Here is a 21,650-nt window from a genome sequence, read left to right as displayed (position 1 = left end):
ATTGTGACGGGTGCGTCGATTGGCTGCTGGCTTACCCGTTCCATATCGCCCCGCGCCGTAGGCGCTGGTTGAGGGTGTGGTGGATCTGCTGCAGAACCCAGACGGTGTCATCAAGGCCGGCGTTGAAGCGGGTCCAGCTGCCGGAAACGTGACGGGCACCCAGCGCTACCGAGCGGAGATGCTCCATATCGCGCGTCTTGCGCAGGATCCAGGGCTCCTTATCCCCACCCGCCGCCACAGCCCCGCTCGCCGAACCGCTGACGGCGATCAGGTGGGAGATGCAGGGCACGTTCTCCTTGCCCTTGCGGTGCTGGGGGCGGTGCAGTTCATCAGCCCTGAGCAGGGCCTGCCAGTTAGCGGCTCGTGATCACCACGGGATGTCTGGGGTTAGTCAAAGGGTTGGGGGCGTCCGTTGTTGAGCCGCTGCATCTGCCAGGTCACGAAGGTGCCCACCGGGCTCCAGAGCAGGTAGGGCACCAGCAGCAGGGCCGCCAGCGCTGACTCCTGCAGCACCACCACAGTGAGTGCCAGGCCCCACACCCAGCCAGCGAATCCCACGGCGGTGCCGTTGGCAAGGCGGCGGGTGCGGCAGATCAACCAGGTGTAGCTGTGCACCAGCAGCAGCAGGCCCAGATAGCCCGCCATCAGCCCCCAATTCCAGCTGGCATTCCAGGCCAACAGCGCCGAGGCGTAAAAGCAGGCGTAGATCGCCAGCCAGATCACCGGAATCAGGCGCTCGAAGGTGAGCCACACGGGCCGGCGCAGGCGGATGAACCAGGCGAACTGCTCGCGTCCGGGGTTGAGCAGCACCCCCACCGCCACCATCACCAGCAGGATCAGCAGGGCAGCAGCCATGGCGCTTGGTGGGGGCAGCTCCAGCCTGGCGCGCCCATCGCCACATGGGCCCCACCACGAACGCCCAAGCTGGGCCCGGAGTCTCTGGTTGCTGCCTTGGCTGACGCGCCCTATCTGATCTGTCTGGCCCTGCTGGAGCAGGACGCGCAGCGGGCCATGCCCCTCAATGGCCTCTCGCTCAAGCAGGCCATCGCCCCGGGCTCAGATCCCGGCGAGGCGGGGAAGACCCTGGCCCTGGAGCTGCTGATCCGTCTGTGGCAGCGCAGTGATGCGCAGCCCGTGAGCCGTTGCGCTGGCGAGGCCAGCCTGCTGCTGCTGCAACTCCCCCTGCCGGTGATGCAGGAGCAGCTGCCCGCGCTCAAGGCCCGCTGGATCCGCGATGGCGACAGCGAAGGATTTCTCGATCAGCTGCGCCGGCAGGGCGAAGGACTCTGGCGGCTGAGCCTGGCCCGCTACGAACCGCTTACGTTCACGGCGATGTGAGCCTGCTGCCGTGAGCCTTCAGCTGTATTCGCCGGGCACATCGTTTTTGCGCACCGTCACCTTGTCGAACTTCTGACCAGACGCCCGCAGCAGCTCATCCCCCGAGAATTCAAAGCCCAGCTTCACGGCGATCTGGGCCACATCGTCGGCGGTGGAGGACGCCAGCACCTGCTGCTTCAACGCGGCGTCGTTCTGCATCCGCAGCAGAAACGCCTTGAGCTGCTCGCGCGACATGGACCCCTTGTCAACCTGCCTGCATTGTCCCTGACGGCATCAGAAGGTGGTGGGTTCAGGGCTGAGGTTCTGAGCACTGGGCACGCGCCAGCCTTGGTGACCCGAAGCGCACAGATCAGACAATTGGGAACAGAGGAAGGCAGGGACAATCTGAAGCGCAGGCATGCATTCGAATCTGGCGGGGTAAGCGTATGGCCTGCACTGATGGCCTGCACTCTGTGATAGCGCGCAGCTTGGTTGCGGGTGGCTTGAGTGAATGCGGCTTGAGTGTTCGCGGCTTGATGATGAGCAGCTTGATCATGCGCGACATGATGATGGACAGCCGAGTGATGGGCTGCTGTATTGGGGGTATATCGATCAAACGATTGACGTTGTGAGTTGCTGCTTGGATGCTTTCCCCTAGAATGGCAATACACTGAGGCTATGACGCTACTTTTCAGTTGTACATCGGCAGGCCACTGCAGTGGTGATTCGAAGCTGATCTGAAGGCCCCTATGCGTCCAGGGTTGTCATTGCTCAGAGTTCAGTGAGGGCGAAGCGTTCGCCCTTTGGCCAATGCTCTCCACTCAATCAGTGCCGCGATATACTTGCCGTGATATCCACGCAGGGATAGACACGTCGGGACATCTACGCCGCGTTATCAGCTGTGACATCGCCTGCAAAGCCCACCATTCTCCTTCCCCACCTACCATCGAGCGAACGGCTCGATCCATGCAAAGCGCAGTGACAGACAGATCGGAGAAACCGATTCTCCTGTTGATCAACCTCCACTCCAGGCAGGGGCTGGAACGGTTTGGCGAGGTGGTGGCGGCGTTCAACTCCCTGGGGGTGAGATACATCATTGGTCAGGTGATGCGCTCGGAGGACTTTTCCCATTGCATTCGCTGGCATCAGGAGCAAGTGTCTGCAGTTGTGATCGGCGGTGGTGATGGCACCGTGAATCTCGCGATTGATGCGTTGCTGGAAACCAACCTTCCCCTGGGCCTCCTGCCCCTGGGCACAGCCAACGACCTGGCCCGCACCCTGGAGCTCCCTCTGGAGGTGGCCGAAGCCTGCAGCGTGGTGGCTGGTGGCCATCGCCAATCGATTGATCTGGGCAAGGTGAACGGCAAGTACTTCTTCAACGTGGCCAGTTGTGGATTGAGCATCAAGATCACAGATGCCCTCTCCAAAGATCTGAAACAGCGGTGGGGAATTCTGGCCTATGCGATTGCGGCGGTGAAGGCGCTGCTGACGCTGCGGCGCTTCGATGCCGAGATCCAGATCGATGGGGAACAGATCATCCATCGCCACACCCTGCAGATCGCCGTGGGCAACGGGCGGTTCTACGGCGGTGGGCTCACCGTGGCCAAAGATGCCGCGATTGACGATCAACGCCTCGATCTCTACAGCCTGGAAGTTCCCCATTGGTGGCAACTCTTCTTCGTGCTGCCGGCACTGAAATCCGGCCGTGGCAACTCGCGTTTTGGCATTCACCGTTGGCAAGGAAAAACATTTGAGCTGCGCACCCGATCCCACAAACGCCTCAATACCGACGGGGAGGTGACCACCAGAACCCCCGCCGTGTTCGAACTGTGCCCCGCCGCCCTCAATGTGTTTGTGCCGGCGCCAACCCCAACGGCGGACGCCTTGCCTGCTAATGCTTCCGCCCCCAGCTGATCAGCATCAGCACGCCCGCATAGGCCTCGCCGCTGCGGTAGTGATCGAGCCAATCCAGAGCTTCGGGGAACGCACCGGCGAGCTTGCGGGCATTGGCCTCAATGTCGAACAGCAGATCCGATTCCGCGAACCCATGGGTGGGCAGCCACACCTCCTCGCGTTGCAGTTCGCCCACCCCGGCAGCGCTGAGCAGGCCCGGCAGGGCACGGCCAATCCAGGGGTTCTCGAAGGAACGGATCCAGTCGTGCTGGATGCGCTCGCCCAACGCGCTGTGGGGGCCACCCAGCAGGAACGTGCCCCAGTCAGGTTCAGCGCACAGCACCACCCCGCCCCGGCGGGTGACGCGGGCCATCTCGCGCACCACCAGCTCCGGCTGGGCGATGTGCTGCAGCGCCCGGTCGATGCGCACCGCATCAAAGCTGCCGGAGGCGAACGGCAGGGCCTTGGCATCCGCCAGGTGGAACGTGGCAGAGCTGGCGGCATGGCGGGCCTCGGCGGCAGTCAGCAGTGTGCGGCTGCGGTCGGCGCCGACGGCGCGGGCGCCGGCAGCCACCATCTGGGCCACATCGTCGCCGAGGCCGCAGGCCACATCGAGGGCAGTACATCCAGCCACGAGCTGCAGCGCGGCGAGGGCGCGGGCCTTGTAGGCACGGCCGGCCGGCAGCTGGTGCAGGCAGTCGAGGCAGCGCACGCACTGCTCGGGTGCCGTGGCATCCACATCCCGGAAGCCGAGGGGCAGCGGTAGGGAGGGGGTGTCGGTCATGGCCGTCCGTCGGTGGGATCCAGCTGCTCGCCCAGCCAGGCCACCGGCAGCATCAGCAGCATCGGCAACGCGCACAGGGCCAGCTGCTCGAGGTTGAGCGGGGCGGTGCCGATCAGGCGGTTCATGAGCGCCGTCTGGCTGAAGATCCATTGCACCGCCAGGGTCCCGGCCATGCCCAGCGGCACGGCCGGCACAGCGGTGAGCGCCCGCCAGCCCAGGCGCGGCAGGGAGAACAGGGCGCGGCGCAGCTGGCTGATGCTGGCCAGATACACCAGGTGGGCCAGCACCAGGCCCTGCACCGCCATCGTGCGCGCCAGGGCCAGATCCCCGTAGCGCTCCAGGCTCCAGAGGAACAGGCCGAAGATTACCGCCCAGTTGAACAGCGACACCACCAGCAACCGCCGGATCAGGCCGGCGGTGAGCAGGGGCTGGTCGGGGGATCTGGGCTCCTGCTGCATCAACGCCGGGGCGATCGGCTCGAAGGCGAGCGCGATCGACATCGTGAGCGAGCAGATCATGTTGAGCCAGAGCACCTGCAGGGCGGTGACAGGCAGCGGGGTGCCGAGCACAGCGCCGAGCAGGATCGTCATTGACGCACCGCCATTCACCGGCAGCACGAAGGCCAGGGTCTTGCGCAGGTTGAGGTACACCGTGCGGCCTTCCTCCACCGCCGCCTCGATCGTGGCGAAGTTGTCATCGGTGAGCAGCATGTCGGCGGCCTGGCGCGCCACTTCGGTGCCCCCTTTCCCCATGGCGATGCCGATGTCGGCCTGCTTGAGCGCCGGGGCATCGTTGACGCCATCGCCGGTCATGGCCACCACCTCGCCGTTGGCCTGCAGGGCCTGCACCAGGGCGAGTTTCTGGTCGGGTGCCACCCGGGCGAACACATCGATCCGGTCCATGAGTTCAGCGATGGCATCCGGTGTCAAGGCCGCCAGCTCGCGCCCATCAATCGCCGCCACCTCCATCCTCTCGGCAGTGGCGTCTGTCTGTTCAGCGGTGGCATCTGCCTGCTCAGTGGCGGCATCTGCCTGTTTCGCCGCACCGGAAGGGCGGAAGGGTCGTCCGATGCCGATCTGGCGGGCAATCGCCCGGGCGGTTTCCACGTGATCGCCGGTGATCATCTTCACCTGGATGCCTGCGGCCTGACAGGCCGCCACGGCACTGATGGCCTCCGGACGGGGCGGATCGAGCATCCCCTGCAGACCGAGGAAGTCCAGGTCGGTGGCCACATGGTGGGGTTCCAGCTGGTGCGTGGCGGGATCGGCCTGGCCGATGGCGAAGGCCAGCACCCGCTCCCCGCGCCGCGCCATCACCGCCACCGCCGCCTCGATCGCCTCCCGTTGCAGCGGCTCCGGCTGCCCGCCGGCATCGAGCTGGCGGCTGCAGCGCTGCAGCACCGCTTCCACCGACCCCTTGATCAAGATGCGCGCGCTGCCATGCAGGGTGGCCATGTACTGCTGCTCTGAAGCAAAGGGGATCGCATCACGGCGCGGATGGCGATCAAGAGCGTTCTGGCGGTCCAGGCCCACCGAACGGGCCGCCACCAGCAGGGCCGTCTCGGTGGGATCCCCCACCAGGCCTTCCCGCTTGCCGGGACGGGCGTCGTTGCAGAGCAGGCCGGCCAGCACGGTTTCCTGCAGGGCCACGTTGGGCTGCTCGGCGCCGCCATTGGCGGTTGCCCGGCGGTTGGCGGGCCAGAGATCTTCGATCGCCACCAGCACACCGCCGCCATAGAGGTGCTGCACCGTCATCCGGTTCTGGGTGAGGGTGCCGGTCTTGTCGGTGCAGATCACCGTGGTGCTGCCGAGGGTTTCCACCGCCGGCAGCTTGCGGATGATCGCCCGCCGCCTGGCCATGCGGTTCACGCCGATGGCCAGGGTGATGGTCACGATCGCGGGCAGCTCTTCCGGGATCGCCCCCACCGCCAGGGCCACGGCCCCGTCGAACATCTCCTCGGCACCGCGGCCGCGCGCCAGCCCCACCAGAAAGGTGAGGCCCGCCAGCAGCAGGATTACCTTCAGCAGGGTGCGGCTGAAACGGCTGAACTTGCGGGTCAAAGGGGTGGTCAGATCCACCTGGTCCTGCAGGGAGGTGGAAATGCGGCCCACTTCGGTGGCATCGCCGGTGGCCACCACCAGGCCCTTGCCCTGACCAGCGGTGACGAAACTGCCGGCATAGGCCATGCCGATCCGCTCCGCCAGCAGCGCCGAGACCTCCACCGCCTTGGTGCCCTTGCTCACCGCCACCGACTCCCCCGTGAGCGCCGATTCATCCAGCTGCAGGTGGCGGCCGGCCAACAGGCGCAGATCGGCCGGCACCCGCGCCCCGGCCTCCAGCAGCACCAGATCCCCCGGCACCAACTGCTCTGACGCCAACCGCTGAGGCGTTCCGCCCCGCACCACCTCCACCTCGGTGCGCACCGACTGGGCCAGGGCCGCGATGGCGTTCTCGGCCTTGCTCTCCTGCACGAAGCCGATCACCGCATTGATCACCGTGACGCTCCAGATCACCAATGCATCGCGGGGGTGCCCCAGCAACGCCTTGATCGCCCCCACCACCAGCAGGGTGATCAGCAGGGGATTGTTGAACTGGAGCAGGAACTTCCACCAGCCGGGCGTGCCGCCCCGGTCGGTGAGGCGGTTGGGCCCATGGGCCAGCAGCCGGCGTTGGGCTTCCGCTTCAGGCAGGCCAGTGCTGCCGTCGCTCCCCAGCTCGCTCTCCACCTGCTCGGTGGTCAGGGCGTGGGCAGGAACAGTCAAAAGCGGCATGGCAGCGGGGCGAGGTTGGGCATGGCGAAGCGTGTCCTTCGTACTGCCTCCGCCTCAGGCCACGCACTTGCGAACCATAGGTTTGGGTGACGGCGGCGTCAGCCTTCTGCCCGACACCGTCGGTGTGGTGCAAGGCCGTTGCTTCTGCAGACCTGAACGGATGGCGATGACCTTCAGCACCGTGTTTCATGAGCTGGCCGCCATCTTGATCCTCGCGGGGGTGATCGGCATCGCGGCGCAGAAACTGCGCCAGCCGCTGATCATCGGCTACATCCTCACCGGCATTCTTGTGGGGCCAGCGCTGTTGGGCTGGGCCTCAGGTGGCAGTGAATTGAAGTTGCTCTCCAGCATCGGCATTGCGGTGCTGCTGTTCCTGGTGGGGCTCAAGCTGGATGTGGGTTTGATCCGCTCGGTGGGTCCGGTGGCCTTGGCCACTGGCCTGGGTCAGATTGTGTTCACCTCGCTCTTCGGTTTTCTGCTCACGCTGGCGTTGGGATTCACGCCGGTGAAGGCGATGTATATCGCCGTCTGCCTCACCTTCTCCAGCACGATCATCATCGTGAAGCTGCTCTCCGACAAGCGGGAGATCGATTCCCTGCATGGCCGCATTGCGGTGGGGTTTCTGGTGGTGCAGGACATCGCCGTGATTCTGGCGATGATCCTGCTCACCGCGTTCAAGGCGGATGCCAGCGGTGGCATGGCGGCGCCGGCGCTGCGGTTGGTGCTGGTGGGCAGTGTGTTCGTGTTGGGCACAGCCGCCACGATGCGCTGGGTGATGCCGCCGCTGCTGGGGCGACTGGCGCAGAACCAGGAGCTGCTGGTGCTGTTTGCGGTGGCCTGGGCGGTGGGGCTGGCGGCACTGGCGGATTCGGTCGACTTCAGCAAGGAGGTGGGCGCGTTTCTGGGCGGAGTATCGATTGCCTCCACCTCCTACCGCGAAGCGATTGCCTCACGACTCACCGGGCTGCGTGATTTCCTGCTGCTGTTCTTCTTCATTGATCTGGGCTCAGGCCTCAATCTGTCGGCGGCGGGCCTGCAGCTCTGGCCGGCCCTGGTGTTGTCGGTGTTTGTGCTTGTGGGCAACCCGCTGATCGTGGTGGCGATCATGGGGGTGATGGGCTACCGGCGCCGCACCGGCTTGCTGGCGGGTCTCACCGTGGCCCAGATCTCGGAGTTCTCCCTGATTCTGGCGGCGCTGGGGTTGAAACTCGGCCAGCTGGCAGAAGCCGACGTGAGCCTGATCACCCTGGTGGGCGTGATCACGATCGGCCTCTCCACTTACATGATCCTGGGCTCCGATCGCCTGTACCAGTGGTTGCAGCAACCGCTACGGGTGTTCGAACGGGCCAATCCCTACAGCGAGATTGCCGACAGCTCCGCCCGGCCGGCCCAGGTGGATGTCATCCTGCTGGGCCTCGGCCGGTTCGGCAGTGCGATTCACCGCCAACTGTTGCCGCACAACCTTTCGCTGCTCGGCATTGATTTCGATCCCCAGGCCCTGCGCCAGGCGGCCGCCAGAGGCATGGCGGTGCAGTATGGCGATTCGGAAGACCCGGAGTTCACCGCCTCGTTGCCGCTCTCGCCCACCACGGTGGTGGTGAGCACGTTGCCATCGGTGAAGGCCAATGCCGCCATCAGCCACGGCCTGCAATCCGCGGGCTTCCGTGGCCACTTCGTGGCCACCGCTCACAATGATGCGGAAGTGGCCCGGCTGGAATTCCTGGGCGCCCAGCGCACCTTGCTGCCCTTCCTCGATGCCGCCGAACGGGCTGCGGTGCTGATCGTTGACGACCTCAAGGGCCTGCAGCCGCAGGACTGAGCGGGCACGTCATGGCGGTGGCGTCACCAGCACCTTGTCCACGCGGTTGCCATCCATATCCACCACTTCAAAGCGATAGCCCTGCCAGAGAAAGTGATCCGACGACCGGGGAATGCGCTCCAGGACATGAATCACAAAGCCCGCCAGGGTGTGGTAGGGGTGCTGCTCATCGGAGCTGAGCAATTCAGTACCGAGGCGGTCATCGAAGGCGTTGATGTCGAGGCTGCCATCCACCAGCCAGGAGCCGTCTTCGCGGGTCACAAAGGCCGGATCTTCGTCGTCGTCGAGATCGGGCAGATCGCCCACAATGGCCTCCATCAGGTCGTTGAGGGTCACCAGACCCTCCACCCCGCCGTATTCATCGGTGACCAGGGCGATATGAATGCCCGTGCGTTTGAACTGCTCAAGCACTTGGAGTGCACGGCTCGACTCCGCCACGTAGAGCGGTGGCTGGCACAGCACCTCCAGATTCAACGGCTCATGCCCCAGCTGGGCAGTGAGCAGGCTGCGCACACGCACGATGCCGGCGCAGGCATCAAGGCTGCCGCGGCCCACGGGAAAACGGGAATGATTCGATTCCTTCACTTCAACGAGGACCTCAGCTTCTCCTGCTTCCAGGTCCAGCCAGCGGATGTCCGTGCGCGGGGTCATCATCGTCTTGATTGTGCGATCACCCAGGCGCAACACCCGTTGCACCATGTCGTGCTCGCTGGGCTCGAACACGCCGGAATCAGCCCCCTGGCGAATCAGCGCTTTGATCTCCTCCTCGGTGATGTCGGGCTCGCTGCTGGCGGAAACATTCAGGAGCTTGAGCAGTGCATCGGTGGAGGCACCGAGCAGGTGCACGGCTGGCGCACTCAACCGCGAGAGTGTGCGCATGGCCGGGGCGATGCGGCAGGCGATCGACTCTGGGTGGGTGAGGGCGATGCGCTTGGGCACCAATTCACCGATCACGAGTGAGAGGTAAGTGATCAGGGCCACCACCAGGGTGACGCTCAGACCTTCGCTATAGGGCTGCAGCACCGGCAGCTGATCAAGGAAGGGCTTGAGCTTCTGCGCCACGGTGGCGCCAGCCACAGCACCACTGAGCACACCGATCAAGGTGATGCCGATCTGCACGGTGGAGAGAAAATCGTTCGGCGATTCCGCCAGGCGCAAGGCGATGCGCGCCGGCCGGTTCCCCTTGTCGGCCAACTGCTGCAGCCGCACCTTGCGGGCTGAAACAATCGCGATCTCAGAGCCAGAAAAGATCCCGTTGGCCACGATCAACAACAGGATGAACAGAATCTCCAGCGCCAAGCAGGGATCAATGGCTCATGATTTGTTGATTCTACAGATATGGTCCTGGCAATGCCTGCAGGGGTGTGGCTGATCTGGCATGCCTGCCTGGCTACGGCTGCCTTGATACGGCTGCCTGGGTATGGCTGCCTTGATACGGCTGCCTTGATACGGCATCCTGGATATGGCGCTGTGGATATGGCTGTGTGGTTTGGGTGCGTAACGTTCCCGTTTCGGCCTGAAGGCTCGCAATATCTACGGGATGCATCAGCCACTTCAACAACTTTTGCTGCCCATAGAACGCTTGCTTCCGTTCAGGGCTGGCGGTACGGCCGATTTGGCGGCAGTCGAGCGATCACGATCGGTCGTGCTGACATTCGCTGGCTCAGATTCGATGGCAGAGCTTCGCCCGCTTGAGACAGACCGTAGAACCAGCGCCCAGATAGTCGAAAGAACAAGTCTCTGGCCATCATCAAGAAGCATTGCCGCCAGCGACATGCGAACGCATCAGAAGCCCATTGAAAAGGCAGCATGCGAACAGTCCATCATCAGCCGCAACACATCAGCCGCAACACATCAGCCGCAACACACCGGTATTCACCCTCAGTCTGCCACTCCAGGCACCTTCGCCATTGCCTCTAATGTTGTGGTGATGTTGCCAACGAACTCCTCATCCAGTTCGGTGGCGGTGATCTCTTCGCCCACCAGATCCTGGATCAGCGGATAAAAGCGCACATCAAACCACTTGCGGAACACGGGGTAGGTGCGTTCTGCCGGCCAGGCGCCGATGTCGCGGTGCCAGTAATCAAGCTCGGCTTCGAAGATCGCCTCGTACACCTCCGAGAGGATGTCTTCCGCCTCCTCCTGGGTGTCGTAGTCGGGGATCAGGTAAAGGCAGGGCTCCCGGGCTCCGGCCGCATCCACCTCCAGCTCCAGTCGCCGGGCCCAATCCAACAGTTGCTCACTGGGGTAGACCCCTACCGCACATCGGTTCACCACAGCCATGGCCACCTGGCGGAAACTTCTTCACGCTAGGCACAGCCTGCAAGGCGGGCATGGAAGCGTGGGTGCTGCAGCAAACCTGTGGCTGACGCCGCCACTGAGGTTGGGGCTCACGCCAGGGCGCCATCGGGCCCGACGGTGGCCGGCAGATGACCGGTCTTCACCCAGATCGTGCAGCCGGCCTCACTCCAGGGCCTGTGCACACTGCCGGGGGCATGGCGCAACCAGCTGCCGGCGCGATAGGTGCCGTGCTCATCCTGGAACACCCCCTCCAGCACGAAGATTTCCTCCCCACCGGGGTGGCCGTGCAGTGGAAACACTGTGCCGGGCGCCCAACGCACCAGCGCCACATGCTCCGAGCCAAAACCATGCAATGGCAGCACCTGCAGCCCACTCACCAGACCAGGCCGCCAATGGGCGCTGCCTGTGTCGATGCAGACGCGCTGCTGATCGGCCGGGTGCATCTGCTGCAGCTTCACCAGGATCGTGCAACCGGCTGCGCTGAACGGAGCGTGGCTGGAACCCACCGGGTTGCGCAGGTAGCTGCCGGCGGGGTAATCACCCTGCCCATCAGAAAAGATGCCGTCCAGCACCAGGAATTCCTCGCCGCCCCCATGGCTGTGCGGCGCAAAGTGACTGCCCGGCGCATAACGCACCAAGGAGGTGGCCCGCGCCACTTCGTCGCCCTGGCGGTCGAGCAGGCGCCGCTCCACCCCTGGCATCGGTGAGGGGCTCCAGGGGAGGGCGTTGGTGTCGACCACCACGCGCTGGCTCAGATCGGCATGCAGGTCCATGAACCGATTCTGCTGTGTTGCGCGTGCCTGCGGACACCGCCAAAACGGTGGTCAACGATTGAAGCAGAGTGCCAGCCACACCGATGCCTCCGATCACCCGCTGGCTCAGGCACGCATTCAACCCCTAACTCCCGACGCGGATGCCCCGCAGGTTGTCCGTCAGGCCCAGCAAATTAAGCAGCCAGATGACAACAGCGATGACAACAACAATATTGAGGATATTCTTGATTTTGCTATCCATCGGGATGTAGTTGTTGACAAGCCACAACAGCACTCCAACAACAATCAGTGTAATGATCAGTGAGATCAGCGTCATTGGATGGCTTTCCTGAAAACGAGCGTCATGAAGGGGCCGAAATGGAGCGTTGCATCGCAGCAGCCGAATCCGGCTTCCTGCGCCGCGCCATCACCACACCCCTTCCATGACTAGCCACGGTTCCGGCTGATTGGTCAACAAATCAGATGGAGACATGATGAATTGGGTCAGATGGTCATGGCACTTGCCGATGGGATGATGCAGATCTGCAGCGAACAAGGCGCTGATCTGCTGGCGGTTGGGCTCCAGATGGGGAAGTTGGTCTCGGGCCCACGTGAGCACAAGGGAGCGCGGGTCATCGCTGGTCAGCGCGGGTCATCTCCCCATCCTCAAGGGGCTGCTGGATTTCACAGCACTCAGCAGCATCGGCAGCGACATAGCCCTGGGCCCACTCGTCTCTGATCCCGTTGCACCAGTCGCGGCAGATCCGGCGGCCCCAGAGATCAGGGAACGGCTCCCACGTACAACCCGCGACGCGCCTGATCGCTTCGGAGGCGGGGCCAGCGCCCATGGGGGCTAGGAGGCGGGCCATGCGCCGATGCCGCTGTTGTCTTCCTGCCAGGGATCTTCCTTGGTGACATCGCTGAATGTCGTGCAGTGCCTCCAGGGTTGGGAGCACCCCCCGGCAAGCGCCTGGAGGTTCTTCCTCACCCGAGTGGCCCACGGATCAGCTTCCTTGGATGACGGCAATTTCAGCGATCACTGCTTGAGACACACCTCTAGCAGGCGCCATACAAGTCAACAATGACCGGAAATACTGTGGCCCAGCAATCCCGTTCAACGCCGTGCCAGACAGCCGTTGCTGGCGACAACAGCGAAAATCATGCTGGAAAGGTTCAGGCGGACGCCACAACGGAGATGCGTCATGGCGCTGGCCGGGAAGGACGCCTCCTGCTGGCAGGGACCCTGGTCGAGACATCTTGCATGCGGATTCCGGTTTAATCACGCCAAAGCCCCCAGAGGGCGTTGCATTGGGGAGATGCTCAGGTCCCAGGCGCGGCCCTGCAGGCGTTGATTGCCAGTGCTCGGTTCAGGTTCCTGGCAAAGGCTCTAACGGCAGACCGCGCAGTTCCGTTCAACACCCAACGCCCGCCAACCCCCACCCTCAAAGCCCCCCCAACCCCTGCTTCAACCCCTCAGTCACGTTGGCAAGAAAGGGCAGATCCAGGGTGTCGATCGTGTCGCTCATCTGGTGGTAGTGGGGATTGCGCAGGAAGGACGTGTCCGTCACCATCGCGGCGTTGTAGCCCGCATCCCAGAAGGGGCTGTGATCGCTGAGCCGCACCTCGGGCATGGCATGGCCGGCAGCGCGAACCGGCAGCAGCTTGGTGATCACCTGCTTGCCCATGCGGCTGACGATCCCCGACAGCAGCGGTGTGGCGCTGATGTTGCCCACCACAGCGATGAACTCACCGCGATCGCCATACACCGTCCGCATAGCCGGAATCGGGTAGCGCTGTGTGGCGCTGGTGAAGGCGAGCATCTCCAGGCTCACCATCAGCTTCAACTTCTGGCCACTGGCCTTGAGCTCATGGGCCAGCGCGCTGCTGCCGAGCATGCCCCATTCCTACTGATCAAAGGCCACGATCCACACTGTCCGGCGGGGTGGATGGGCCTGCCAGTGTTTGGCCAGTTCGAGCAGGGCCGCGAGGCCTGACGCGTTGTCGTCGGCGCCGATCGAATGCAAAGGGCCGTCGTAGTGGGCGGCCACGAGCAAGGGATCGAGATCTTCTTGCTGGCCAGGCAACTTGAGGATCAGGTTCGTGCCGGCATCAATGCCTTCGCAGAAGCAATGCTCTTCCACCACACCAAGGGCGCCGAGCTGCTCGCTGAGATAACTGCGAACTGCCATCAAGCCAAGCGGATCCCAACGGGCATGGCGCGGCCGGGCCAGGTGCTGCAGGTGCTCCAGCAGCCGGGAGTGGTCGGGAGCGGGAAGGGAAGCGGGACGATCGATACGGAATCAACTGCGGGGTGCCAAGCTTACCCACTTGACACCTGCACTGCAAGTGTGGATAATGGAGGGATGGTTAAGGTCTCCACTCCCGCTGATGCGCACTACGGCCTTGAGGACCTGCTCCTTGCGGCCGGTGAGCTCTTGGGTGAGGAGATTTCATCACGCACGGTGCGGCTCTATGCCACCCAGGGGTTGATCGATCGCCCCGGCAAAGCAGGCCGTAGTGCGGTTTATGGCCACCGGCACCTGTTGCAACTGGTGCTGGTGCGCGCCCTCGCCCGGCGCGGCCTCAGCCTCTCGGCCATTGCACCCCTGTGCGCACTGGATGATGTCGAACTGGAGCAGCAACTGGAGCAGCTCGATGGGGTTGGGGCGGCGGCCACCGCGCCTTCCTCCCTGGCCTCCAGCTCTGCCCTCGATTACCTCCGGGATCTGCAGTCCTCGGAGGATTCCACCGCCGACGATCTCTCTGCCTCCACCGACCTGCCCGCCTCCGCTGCCGCCTCCATCCACCTGTCTGGTTCCGCGGCCTCTCTCGCCTCCCGGCTGGGCAAAGCCCAACCCTTCAGCCGCATGCTCGGGATGCTCAGCGATCCCCTTTCCAGTCAGGTTCGAGCGGAACGTCCATCCTCCGGTTCCCGCACGGGCGGGAGCTCGCGGGAAGCCTCCAGCCGTTGGCGGCGTTACACGCTCGCCCCAGGCATTGAAGTCCACGTGCGCGAATCCGTGTCGCTTCCTCCCGCCGGCCCCAGGCGCGAGCAGTGGCTCAACAGCCTCCTGGCTCGGTTCAAGCAACTAATTCACGACCCCTCTGGCTGACGGCCTTCCTTACGCCCACCACCAACACTTCTCCCTCCCACAAACAAACACCCCACACCCAAACACCCAAATACCAAAACTCCCCACACCCCACACCATGACCCTCCCCCACCTTCGCTTCCGGCCGCTGCGGCCGGCGGTGGCTTCCGATGGCCCGTCGCGTCTGGATCTCCTGCTCACGATCACCACACCATCTGCCCCCACCGTTCCAGACCACGGCCGGCAGCAGCGGCCGCCGTTGAACCTGGCCCTCGTGATCGACCGTTCCGGCTCGATGAGCGGCACCAAGCTCAGCTATGCCCGCAAGGCGGCCCGCTTCCTGGCCGGGGAACTCACCAGCCGTGATCGTCTCGCCATCGTCACCTTTGACAACGACGTGAAGGTGGTCGTGCCTTCTACACCCGTGGCTGATCCGCAGCCCTTCATCAACGCGATCAACACCATCCACAGCGGCAGTTGCACGGCCCTCTTCGATGGCTGGTTGGTGGGAGCCACCCAGGTGGCAGAACACCTCGACCCCACCCACATGAACCGGGTGCTGCTGCTCTCCGACGGCCAGGCCAATGAAGGCCTCACCGATCACGCACAGATCGCCGCCAAGGTGGCGGGCCTCACCCGGCGCGGCATCAGCACCAGCGCCTTCGGCCTGGGGGTTGATTTCGACGAAGACCTGATGGGAGCGATGGCCGCTGCGGGTGACGGCACCCTGGCCCACATCGAAACCCCCAGCCAGCTGGCGGATCTCTATGCCTCCGAGCTGCAGGGCCTGGCCACCACCTGCGGTCGGCGGGTGAGTGTGGGTCTGCGCGCCAGACACGGCGCCACGGTGCTGGATCTGCTCAACGACCTCAAGTCCACCAGCGCCGGCAACCATCAACTGCCCAACCTGCGCGCCGGCCAGGAGATCAATGTGGGACTGCAACTGGAGCTGCCGGCCTGGAGCCCGAACCAGGAGATCCTCAGCGTGCGCCTGGCATGGGACGCACCCGGCAACAGCGAACGCCTGAGCCTGGTGGAGGTTCTGCGCCTGCCGGTGCTGGCGAGCGAGGATCTCGACCAGCTGGATACCGATGCTGAGGTGGCCGAGCAGTTGGCGCTGCTGGCGGCCAATCGTGAACGCAGGCGTGTGATTGAGGAGCTCGATCGTGGCGATCACAGCACCGCCAGCACCAGCTTGATGCACATGCGCGACAGCTTGATGTCGATGCCTGGCAGCGTCACGATCAGCAGGGAGCTGGATCTGCTCAACCAGAAACTGCTGTTGCTCAAGAGCGATCCCAAGCTCAGCCGTAAACGCCTGCGGCGCGAATCGCTGCGCTCCAACACCACCGTCTGGGAGAGCAACGATGACCAGGCCTGATGTGGTGGCGATCGGGGATGTGCACGGCTGCGCCGCTTTGCTTGAGCAGCAACTGCTGCCGCATCTGGATTCGGGAGTTGAGCTGATCTTTCTCGGCGATCTGATCGATCGGGCCCCCGAACCCGATGGTGATCGCAAGGTGCTGGAACGGGTCTGGCAGCTGCAGAACAACCCGGGCGCCTATGGCCTGGCGGCGGTGACGGTGCTGCGCGGCAACCACGAGCAAATGCTGCTGGAGTCGTTGGCGTCACCCAAACCAGGGCTCGCCTTCGATCTGTGGCGCAGCAACGGCGGCAACCCCGCGCTGCTCCCCCTGGCGCGTGAGCACCGGGAGTGGTTCGAGCAATTGCCGGTCACGGCGATTCGCGGCCGCCATCTGTTCGTCCATGCCGGCGTGCGGCCAGGTGTGCCGCTGGAGCGCCAGAGCTTCGAGGATCTGATCTGGATCCGCCAGCCCTTCCTCACCAAGCCCCATGGGCTTCCTTACATCGTGGTGCATGGCCACACCTTCCGGCCTGACTACAAGGTGATGCATCTGCCGCACCGCATCGGGATTGATACTGGGGCGTATGTCAGTGGCAGGTTGACGGCGTTAAGAATCGACTGTGGCTCTAGCTGAAAGCTTGAACCCATCGTGGCTGGCCAATTCAGTTGGCCTTACGCTTGTCATGGCGAGCTGATGAACGTGGTCAGGAGACTTCGGCCGCTGAATCAGGGTGATCCTTGATCGCCCTTAGACGTCATCCCTTTTGAGGCCGCAATCCAGCTGTTGTTGCAGCTTGTGAAGGGCCCAACCGATGGATTTAATCTTTAAAAGTCAATCGGGGCGACAGGATTCGAACCTGCGACCTAGTGCTCCCAAAGCGAAATTCCATCCCTTCCGCCCCAGGGCGCGTCTGATAGGATCCTAGTTGTAGCAAGGGATCTCGGCCGCAAGTTGCGGCAAGTGGACCAAAGCTGCAGCTTCCCAGCTCCCGCTCAGCTCCCGCCCATGCCCGTATTGATTGCCAAGTCCGGTCATCCCGTTCCCCCCTGGGTGCTTGGCCTGAGGCAGACCGTTTCCTCCAATCCAGGCAGAAAAAGCTGGTTGCTGACGGAGCACCGAGGAACCACAAAACTCCAGATCCGTGTTGGAACGACCCGCCCCTCCGTCAAGCTGCCTTTGGATTGGTGCCAGGCAAACGTTCCTGAGATCGTTCGCCTCTGTGACGCCATCGCGTTCCACTTGGAGAACGGGTCGAGCCTGGCCAATGCTGTCAAGGCGTCCATGAAGGGAACAGCTCGCGCGGGAGAAGCAGGAGCACTGGCACACCATGCAGGAGTGGCTGGTGACTGGCGAGCAGCTTCGGAGCGCTTCAAGACGCAGAAGCTTTTGCATGGCAATGCAATCAAGGCGCCCACCTGGCGGCTGACCTATGAGCCTGTGATTTCCGACGCTCTATCCCTGCTCCAATCGCCAAACCCACCAAGGACCTCGGCGGATCTCATCGATCTAACCGTCAGAGCATGGGCTCCTGGGTCGCGAACCCGTCAGATCCGGGCACGCAACCTCGCCCAGTTTCTCAATCATTGCGTCACCAGAGAGGGGTTTCCCCTTTTTTGGTCCCCGCCGGCTGATCTCGCTCCTCATATCGGTAGAAAGCCGGCCGGGACCCGTTCTGGCGGGGGAGATCCCTTTACCGATCAACAAATCCTCAACCTGCTCGCTGGCATACCTGACGATGCTGTGGGCCATCGTTGGCTCGATGCCCTGCGCCTTCTTGCCGAGCTTGGCTTAAGGCCCGTTGAGCTCGGTCACTTATCAGTGCGGTCCGATCCGGCTACGGGTGAAGCCCACTGGTGGTGCAGCTATGAAAAGGCCAGTGGTGGCGGGGTCACCAAGGCCCGCCGCATTCACCCGCTCCCCCTGGTCGACCACACGGGTGCTCTTGTTGAGTGGCAGCTACTGAGGCGTTGGCAGCAAGGACTGATCGAGCTTCCCCCGCTGGAGAGCGGGAACGGAGCTGGAGATGCCCTCGCTACCTATCTCAAGCGGCGAGCGGCCTGGCGGAACCTCAGGCAGGAACTTGCCTGCAAGGGTGAAGTCGCTGTCCCTTACAGCTTCAGGCACAGCTACAGCCTCCGGGCTCATCACAGAGGAATTGACCCAGGTGCCGTCTCCCAATCGATGGGCCATTCCCTTGAGTGCCATCTGCGCTCTTATGCCTGGTGCTCAGAAGGAACGACCGCCGCAGCGTTCAACCGTGCTGATCTGGCTTTGCGCAGGCGCTGTTCAAGCCAACTGAGCCTGGTAAGCAACCTGGTGACCCAGGACGTTGCGTGAAGCGTCCCCCACTCAGAGCCACTACGCAGCCCGTGGTTCCGGGAGCTGGTTCTTGGGCCGTCAATGCTCCGATACCTCCACGGTTGTCCCACCGTCCGACCTTGCGCCCTGCGATCTGATAGGGTTTTGAGAAGGGCCGGTTCATTACCGTCGCCAGCCCTGGCCTAAGCAGCCGAATGCTCACCCCAAATCAACAACCTCAATCATTCCACCCCAATCAGCCGCCCCCGAACGAACCCGCGATATCAATAGAAGCCGCACCGTCCTCGATACCACACCTTCGCTGAACTCCTAGGAATCCCCCTCGCCCCTTCGCCCAGCCAACTCTGGCCGACGAAGGGGTCTTGGGCCCACTGGAAAAATCACATATCCCAAGAACCACCAAAAAAATGAAACCAATCAGCAACTCGGAAAGCTCTTCTGCTGCTTAGGAATCCCCGACGGGAATTTCTAATCCAATGGCTCTCGCAGCCCCGTTCACTCAAGAAAAACCTCGCTGGGTCACAGAGCGCGAGCTCTGCGAGCTCATCGACTTATCGCGCGATACCCTCCGCCGTCGTCGCAAGGAGGGCTTGCTGAAGCCTGCCGTCCATTACCGAACGACCGGCTACAGCCGCAACAGCTGCTTGCGCTACGACCTTGAGGCCGTCAAGGCCGAAATGGCGAAGTGGGCCCGTACCAGAACCCGTACGTTCCAGACCGCGAGCCCGCTGACTGTCCGCTTCTCTGAGGACAGGGCATGACCTTTGACGACATCAAGCCCTTCGTCGAAGGCGACGAAGGCGGCAGTGCCAATGACGCTGCCAGCCCAGGCTCCGCCCTGGCTGGCGTCACGAACTCCGGTGTGGAGGGCCTTCGGGCCCCCGACGGTCGCTTGGTCTGCGACCACCAGTCGCCAGACACACCTCATACAACTGAGGTTCCGCTTCCAAAGGCAAGTGCCTCTACGCCACACACGGACAGAGCCGCTGACAAGAGCGGCTCAACCTTGGCCGACAGTGGCGAAAGGCTGGGTCCATCTCACCGCGCCAGTCGCAGCAGCACCGTTGAGCCCCCCGTCGTGGGCGCTGGAACTCGAGAAGGGCAGGAAGGACACCACCGTCCCATGGGTGTCGACGACCCCATCGTCGGCCCCAGTTCCGATGATTCCAAAACCAGCGTGCTGAACCAGAACGCTGAGATGGGCGATTGCTCGAACGCCACCTGCGACCCATTGACCCAGGCGACGGCCAATGCGCTTGCTCAGCTAGGGCAGTACGCCGGAGGACTCGTCAGGGACAACACCGCCCACCCCATGGTTCACCTGCGGACAAAGGCCCGTCAACTGAAGCTGCTCTGCAGCAAGGCGCAGCTTGAACTCATCCTTGGCGAAGCACAGGACCAAGCGTCAGAAGACCAGCGTCTGCCGCACAGGGGTGGTGACACCATCTCCCTGAAACCCACCACCTGGCTCTTGATGGGAGTCTTGATCAGGGGCGCTCTCAACGTCCTTGTCGGACCAGGCAAGATCGGGAAAACCGCTCTTGTCATGGGTCTTCTAAAGGCCATGACCCAAGGTGCGTCCTCTTATTTGGGACTCCCGGTCACGGGCCCTTGCCCTCCTGTCCTGCTGGTAGGCACGGACCAGCCGCTTTTGGACTGGACCTCAATGCTGTTGGAATACGGCCTCGCGTTTCGGCTGGACGACGGGAAGGTGCAGCTCAACCCTACGGTTTCAGAGCTTTACGACTCGCAGCATCCGCTCTGGCTCAACCAGAATGGGATTTCTGCTATCGAAGCGTGGTGTGTACGAAACCCAGGCGGTCTGGTCATTCTTGACTCTGCCGCCTCGCTGACCCTGGGCCTGGGCATCTCAGAGAACTCGCGAATGTTCGCCAGGCCCTTTTCGAACCTGATGACTGCGGTTTCTCCCCATGGAGCCACGGTCATCCTGATCCATCACACCTCAAAGGCGAGCAAAGGATTGGATCCAGCCCAGGCCTGTCGCGGTACATCTGCCCTTCCGGCCCTTGCTTCCCAGCTTGTTGGCTTGTTTCACTATCCGGCCGGCAAAGGATCGGTTTCAGACCCTCGCATCGTCTTGGTGAGCAAGGGTCGTGGGGGTGCTCCCACCGAATTGGTGATCGAAAGGTCTGAGGCTGCCACCTGGATCTCTCACGGCACGCTGGAGGAGGTGCAAGCGGCAGCTCAACAGTGTAACGTCCACATCACTCCCCTGAACGATCGCCAGCGTTCGATCTACGAAGCCCTTGAGGAGCAGCATCGTGCCACCGGACTGCTGCAGACAGCGACCCAGATCAGGTCGCACCTGCCAGTGGCCATCACCGACCTTGATGCTCGTTTGCTCCGCAGGGCCCTCGAACAGCTAGAAGCCAAAGGACTGCTCGTCGTCCAGCACGACGTCGCCACATCCAGAGGTCGTGAAAACCTCTACGGATCAAAGGCGGTCCAAGAGCAGATCGACGCCGACGAGTTGGCGAGGCAAGAGCAGGGAGAGGAAGTGGAGGCTGAACAGGGAGAAACGACGCCCGACGGTTCTACGCGTCTCCCCCTTGGCGACGAGAACAGCAGCGCTGGGGACTCTGTTGAGCTTCCCGGAGTGTCATCTTCACCAAGCACGCCTGGCGATTCCGAGTTGCCTGCAGCGAAACCGGTGTCCGACCCGTCCTACCCCTATTTCAAGGATTGGGCCAGTCTTCTCAAGGTACCGCGTCTTGATGACTAGCTAAACGACGAGGAGAGTTCTGCTGACAGCTGATGGATTCCCACATGGTCAGGCCTTTGACATCAGTCCACCCGGCCTGACTCAAGAGTCCCAGCCCTACTGAATGACCTCACTCGTGCCGAGGGAGTGATCACCTCCAGCCTTCCCACGGGGCCAACGCCAGCCCCCTGTCTTGCCAGACGGGGGGTTTCTCGTGTCACTGGATTGCTCGTCCGACATTCCACCCGCGCCTTGTTCGGCAAGATGTCCATTCCTCATCCTGGTTGTTACATCAGACATGGGTATCCATCAAGACCGCATAGCCGCCAAGACTGGCGCGTGCCTCCCAGAGGGGGAACAAAGCCCCAAAACTTCAGATTCTACTTATTACACCTAACGCCTTTTATAAGGCGATCTTATCACTGTGTTCGGTCATTGCCAACCCATTCGCGCCAGTCATCGCTGAAATCTTCAATTGAATCCTTCGGTTTCCCATCTACGCCCTTTTCAGCC

General features: G+C 63.1%; 17 protein-coding genes and 1 pseudogene. 8 read left to right on the top strand and 10 right to left on the bottom strand.

Annotation, left to right across the window (positions count from 1 at the left end):
- Positions 1–31: 31 nt before the first annotated feature.
- Together KBY97_RS12360 and KBY97_RS12355 are read right to left on the bottom strand one after the other, a co-directional pair.
- On the bottom strand, positions 32–289 hold the full coding sequence (locus KBY97_RS12360; protein ID WP_255147368.1) for a hypothetical protein: 258 nt from the start codon (positions 287–289) through the stop codon (positions 32–34).
- 98 nt (positions 290–387) lie between these two features.
- Entirely contained in the window at positions 388–855 is a 468-nt protein-coding gene (locus KBY97_RS12355; protein WP_255147367.1) for a TspO/MBR family protein, read from the bottom strand.
- Between the two features lie 96 nt (positions 856–951).
- Between KBY97_RS12355 and KBY97_RS12350 the strand changes: the two genes are divergently transcribed.
- Positions 952–1,338: a hypothetical protein gene (locus KBY97_RS12350; protein ID WP_255147366.1), complete on the top strand. Its 387-nt coding sequence runs from the start codon at positions 952–954 to the stop codon at positions 1,336–1,338.
- 18 nt (positions 1,339–1,356) lie between these two features.
- Here the strand turns inward: KBY97_RS12350 and KBY97_RS12345 are convergent, their stop codons facing one another.
- A complete protein-coding gene (locus KBY97_RS12345; protein WP_255147365.1) occupies positions 1,357–1,572 on the bottom strand; it encodes a Nif11-like leader peptide family natural product precursor in 216 nt (71 codons plus the stop codon).
- 555 nt (positions 1,573–2,127) lie between these two features.
- Here KBY97_RS12345 and KBY97_RS12340 point away from each other — a divergent pair.
- A complete protein-coding gene (locus KBY97_RS12340) occupies positions 2,128–3,231 on the top strand; it encodes a lipid kinase (RefSeq protein ID WP_399217775.1) in 1,104 nt (367 codons plus the stop codon).
- On the opposite strand, the gene KBY97_RS12335 is transcribed toward KBY97_RS12340, so the two are convergent.
- Positions 3,209–3,994 carry a methyltransferase domain-containing protein gene (locus KBY97_RS12335; RefSeq protein ID WP_255147363.1) on the bottom strand — a complete coding sequence of 262 codons (786 nt, stop codon included), beginning with the start codon at positions 3,992–3,994 and terminating at the stop codon, positions 3,209–3,211. The two genes, KBY97_RS12340 and KBY97_RS12335, sit on opposite strands and share 23 nt — an antisense overlap.
- Positions 3,991–6,765 (bottom strand): HAD-IC family P-type ATPase, encoded by a 2,775-nt coding sequence (locus KBY97_RS12330; RefSeq protein WP_255147362.1) that lies wholly within the window; start codon positions 6,763–6,765, stop codon positions 3,991–3,993. Before KBY97_RS12330 ends, KBY97_RS12335 begins: the two co-directional genes overlap by 4 nt.
- A gap of 166 nt (positions 6,766–6,931) precedes the next feature.
- Here KBY97_RS12330 and KBY97_RS12325 point away from each other — a divergent pair, with 166 nt between their 5' ends.
- Positions 6,932–8,584, top strand: a complete 1,653-nt coding sequence (locus tag KBY97_RS12325) for a cation:proton antiporter (RefSeq protein WP_255147360.1) — start codon at positions 6,932–6,934, stop codon at positions 8,582–8,584.
- 9 nt (positions 8,585–8,593) lie between these two features.
- Here KBY97_RS12325 and KBY97_RS12320 read toward each other — a convergent pair whose 3' ends face one another.
- The 5 genes and pseudogenes from KBY97_RS12320 to KBY97_RS12300 form a co-directional block, all read right to left on the bottom strand.
- Positions 8,594–9,883 (bottom strand): hemolysin family protein, encoded by a 1,290-nt coding sequence (locus KBY97_RS12320; RefSeq protein WP_255147359.1) that lies wholly within the window; start codon positions 9,881–9,883, stop codon positions 8,594–8,596.
- 582 nt (positions 9,884–10,465) lie between these two features.
- The gene (locus KBY97_RS12315; protein ID WP_255147357.1) at positions 10,466–10,867 is read right to left on the bottom strand and encodes a hypothetical protein; all 402 of its coding nucleotides are present in this window, start codon (positions 10,865–10,867) and stop codon (positions 10,466–10,468) included.
- A 107-nt stretch (positions 10,868–10,974) separates the two neighbouring features.
- On the bottom strand, positions 10,975–11,658 hold the full coding sequence (locus tag KBY97_RS12310; RefSeq protein WP_255147355.1) for a cupin domain-containing protein: 684 nt from the start codon (positions 11,656–11,658) through the stop codon (positions 10,975–10,977).
- A 124-nt stretch (positions 11,659–11,782) separates the two neighbouring features.
- A complete protein-coding gene (locus KBY97_RS12305) occupies positions 11,783–11,974 on the bottom strand; it encodes a Thivi_2564 family membrane protein (protein WP_255147354.1) in 192 nt (63 codons plus the stop codon).
- Positions 11,975–13,079: 1,105 nt separating this feature from the next.
- Positions 13,080–13,826, bottom strand: a pseudogene (locus tag KBY97_RS12300) (M20/M25/M40 family metallo-hydrolase).
- 174 nt (positions 13,827–14,000) lie between these two features.
- Here KBY97_RS12300 and KBY97_RS12295 point away from each other — a divergent pair.
- The 5 genes from KBY97_RS12295 to KBY97_RS12275 all read left to right on the top strand — a co-directional run bounded on the left by KBY97_RS12295 (position 14,001) and on the right by KBY97_RS12275 (position 21,158).
- On the top strand, positions 14,001–14,750 hold the full coding sequence (locus tag KBY97_RS12295; RefSeq protein WP_255147352.1) for a MerR family transcriptional regulator: 750 nt from the start codon (positions 14,001–14,003) through the stop codon (positions 14,748–14,750).
- A 97-nt stretch (positions 14,751–14,847) separates the two neighbouring features.
- Entirely contained in the window at positions 14,848–16,110 is a 1,263-nt protein-coding gene (locus KBY97_RS12290) for a VWA domain-containing protein (RefSeq protein WP_255147351.1), read from the top strand.
- A complete protein-coding gene (locus KBY97_RS12285; RefSeq protein ID WP_255147350.1) occupies positions 16,097–16,729 on the top strand; it encodes a metallophosphoesterase family protein in 633 nt (210 codons plus the stop codon). The genes KBY97_RS12290 and KBY97_RS12285 overlap by 14 nt, the downstream gene beginning before the upstream one ends.
- A 372-nt stretch (positions 16,730–17,101) precedes the next feature.
- Complete coding sequence (locus KBY97_RS12280; RefSeq protein ID WP_255147349.1) at positions 17,102–18,433, top strand: site-specific integrase; 1,332 nt, start codon at positions 17,102–17,104, stop codon at positions 18,431–18,433.
- 1,105 nt (positions 18,434–19,538) lie between these two features.
- Positions 19,539–21,158, top strand: a complete 1,620-nt coding sequence (locus tag KBY97_RS12275) for an AAA family ATPase (RefSeq protein ID WP_255147347.1) — start codon at positions 19,539–19,541, stop codon at positions 21,156–21,158.
- Positions 21,159–21,650 lie beyond the last annotated feature (492 nt).

Origin of the sequence: Synechococcus sp. ATX 2A4, assembly GCF_024346375.1 — a bacterium.
Taxonomy (GTDB): domain Bacteria; phylum Cyanobacteriota; class Cyanobacteriia; order PCC-6307; family Cyanobiaceae; genus MW101C3.
The sequence above is the reverse complement of the archived record's forward strand: the minus strand, read 5'-3'. Positions and strand labels throughout refer to the sequence as shown.

Bases quoted from the DNA above. Each gene is read 5' to 3' on its own strand.
- KBY97_RS12285 (WP_255147350.1), top strand. From the start codon at position 16,097: ATGACCAGGCCTGATGTGGTGGCGATCGGGGATGTGCACGGCTGCGCC.
- KBY97_RS12275 (WP_255147347.1), top strand. From the start codon at position 19,539: ATGGGTGTCGACGACCCCATCGTCGGCCCCAGTTCCGATGATTCCAAA.
- KBY97_RS12345 (WP_255147365.1), bottom strand. From the start codon at position 1,572: ATGTCGCGCGAGCAGCTCAAGGCGTTTCTGCTGCGGATGCAGAACGAC.
- KBY97_RS12295 (WP_255147352.1), top strand. From the start codon at position 14,001: ATGGTTAAGGTCTCCACTCCCGCTGATGCGCACTACGGCCTTGAGGAC.
- KBY97_RS12355 (WP_255147367.1), bottom strand. From the start codon at position 855: ATGGCTGCTGCCCTGCTGATCCTGCTGGTGATGGTGGCGGTGGGGGTG.
- KBY97_RS12280 (WP_255147349.1), top strand. From the start codon at position 17,102: ATGCCCGTATTGATTGCCAAGTCCGGTCATCCCGTTCCCCCCTGGGTG.
- KBY97_RS12305 (WP_255147354.1), bottom strand. From the start codon at position 11,974: ATGACGCTGATCTCACTGATCATTACACTGATTGTTGTTGGAGTGCTG.
- KBY97_RS12290 (WP_255147351.1), top strand. From the start codon at position 14,848: ATGACCCTCCCCCACCTTCGCTTCCGGCCGCTGCGGCCGGCGGTGGCT.
- KBY97_RS12340 (WP_399217775.1), top strand. From the start codon at position 2,128: ATGCTCTCCACTCAATCAGTGCCGCGATATACTTGCCGTGATATCCAC.
- KBY97_RS12310 (WP_255147355.1), bottom strand. From the start codon at position 11,658: ATGGACCTGCATGCCGATCTGAGCCAGCGCGTGGTGGTCGACACCAAC.
- KBY97_RS12315 (WP_255147357.1), bottom strand. From the start codon at position 10,867: ATGGCTGTGGTGAACCGATGTGCGGTAGGGGTCTACCCCAGTGAGCAA.
- KBY97_RS12330 (WP_255147362.1), bottom strand. From the start codon at position 6,765: ATGCCGCTTTTGACTGTTCCTGCCCACGCCCTGACCACCGAGCAGGTG.
- KBY97_RS12325 (WP_255147360.1), top strand. From the start codon at position 6,932: ATGACCTTCAGCACCGTGTTTCATGAGCTGGCCGCCATCTTGATCCTC.
- KBY97_RS12335 (WP_255147363.1), bottom strand. From the start codon at position 3,994: ATGACCGACACCCCCTCCCTACCGCTGCCCCTCGGCTTCCGGGATGTG.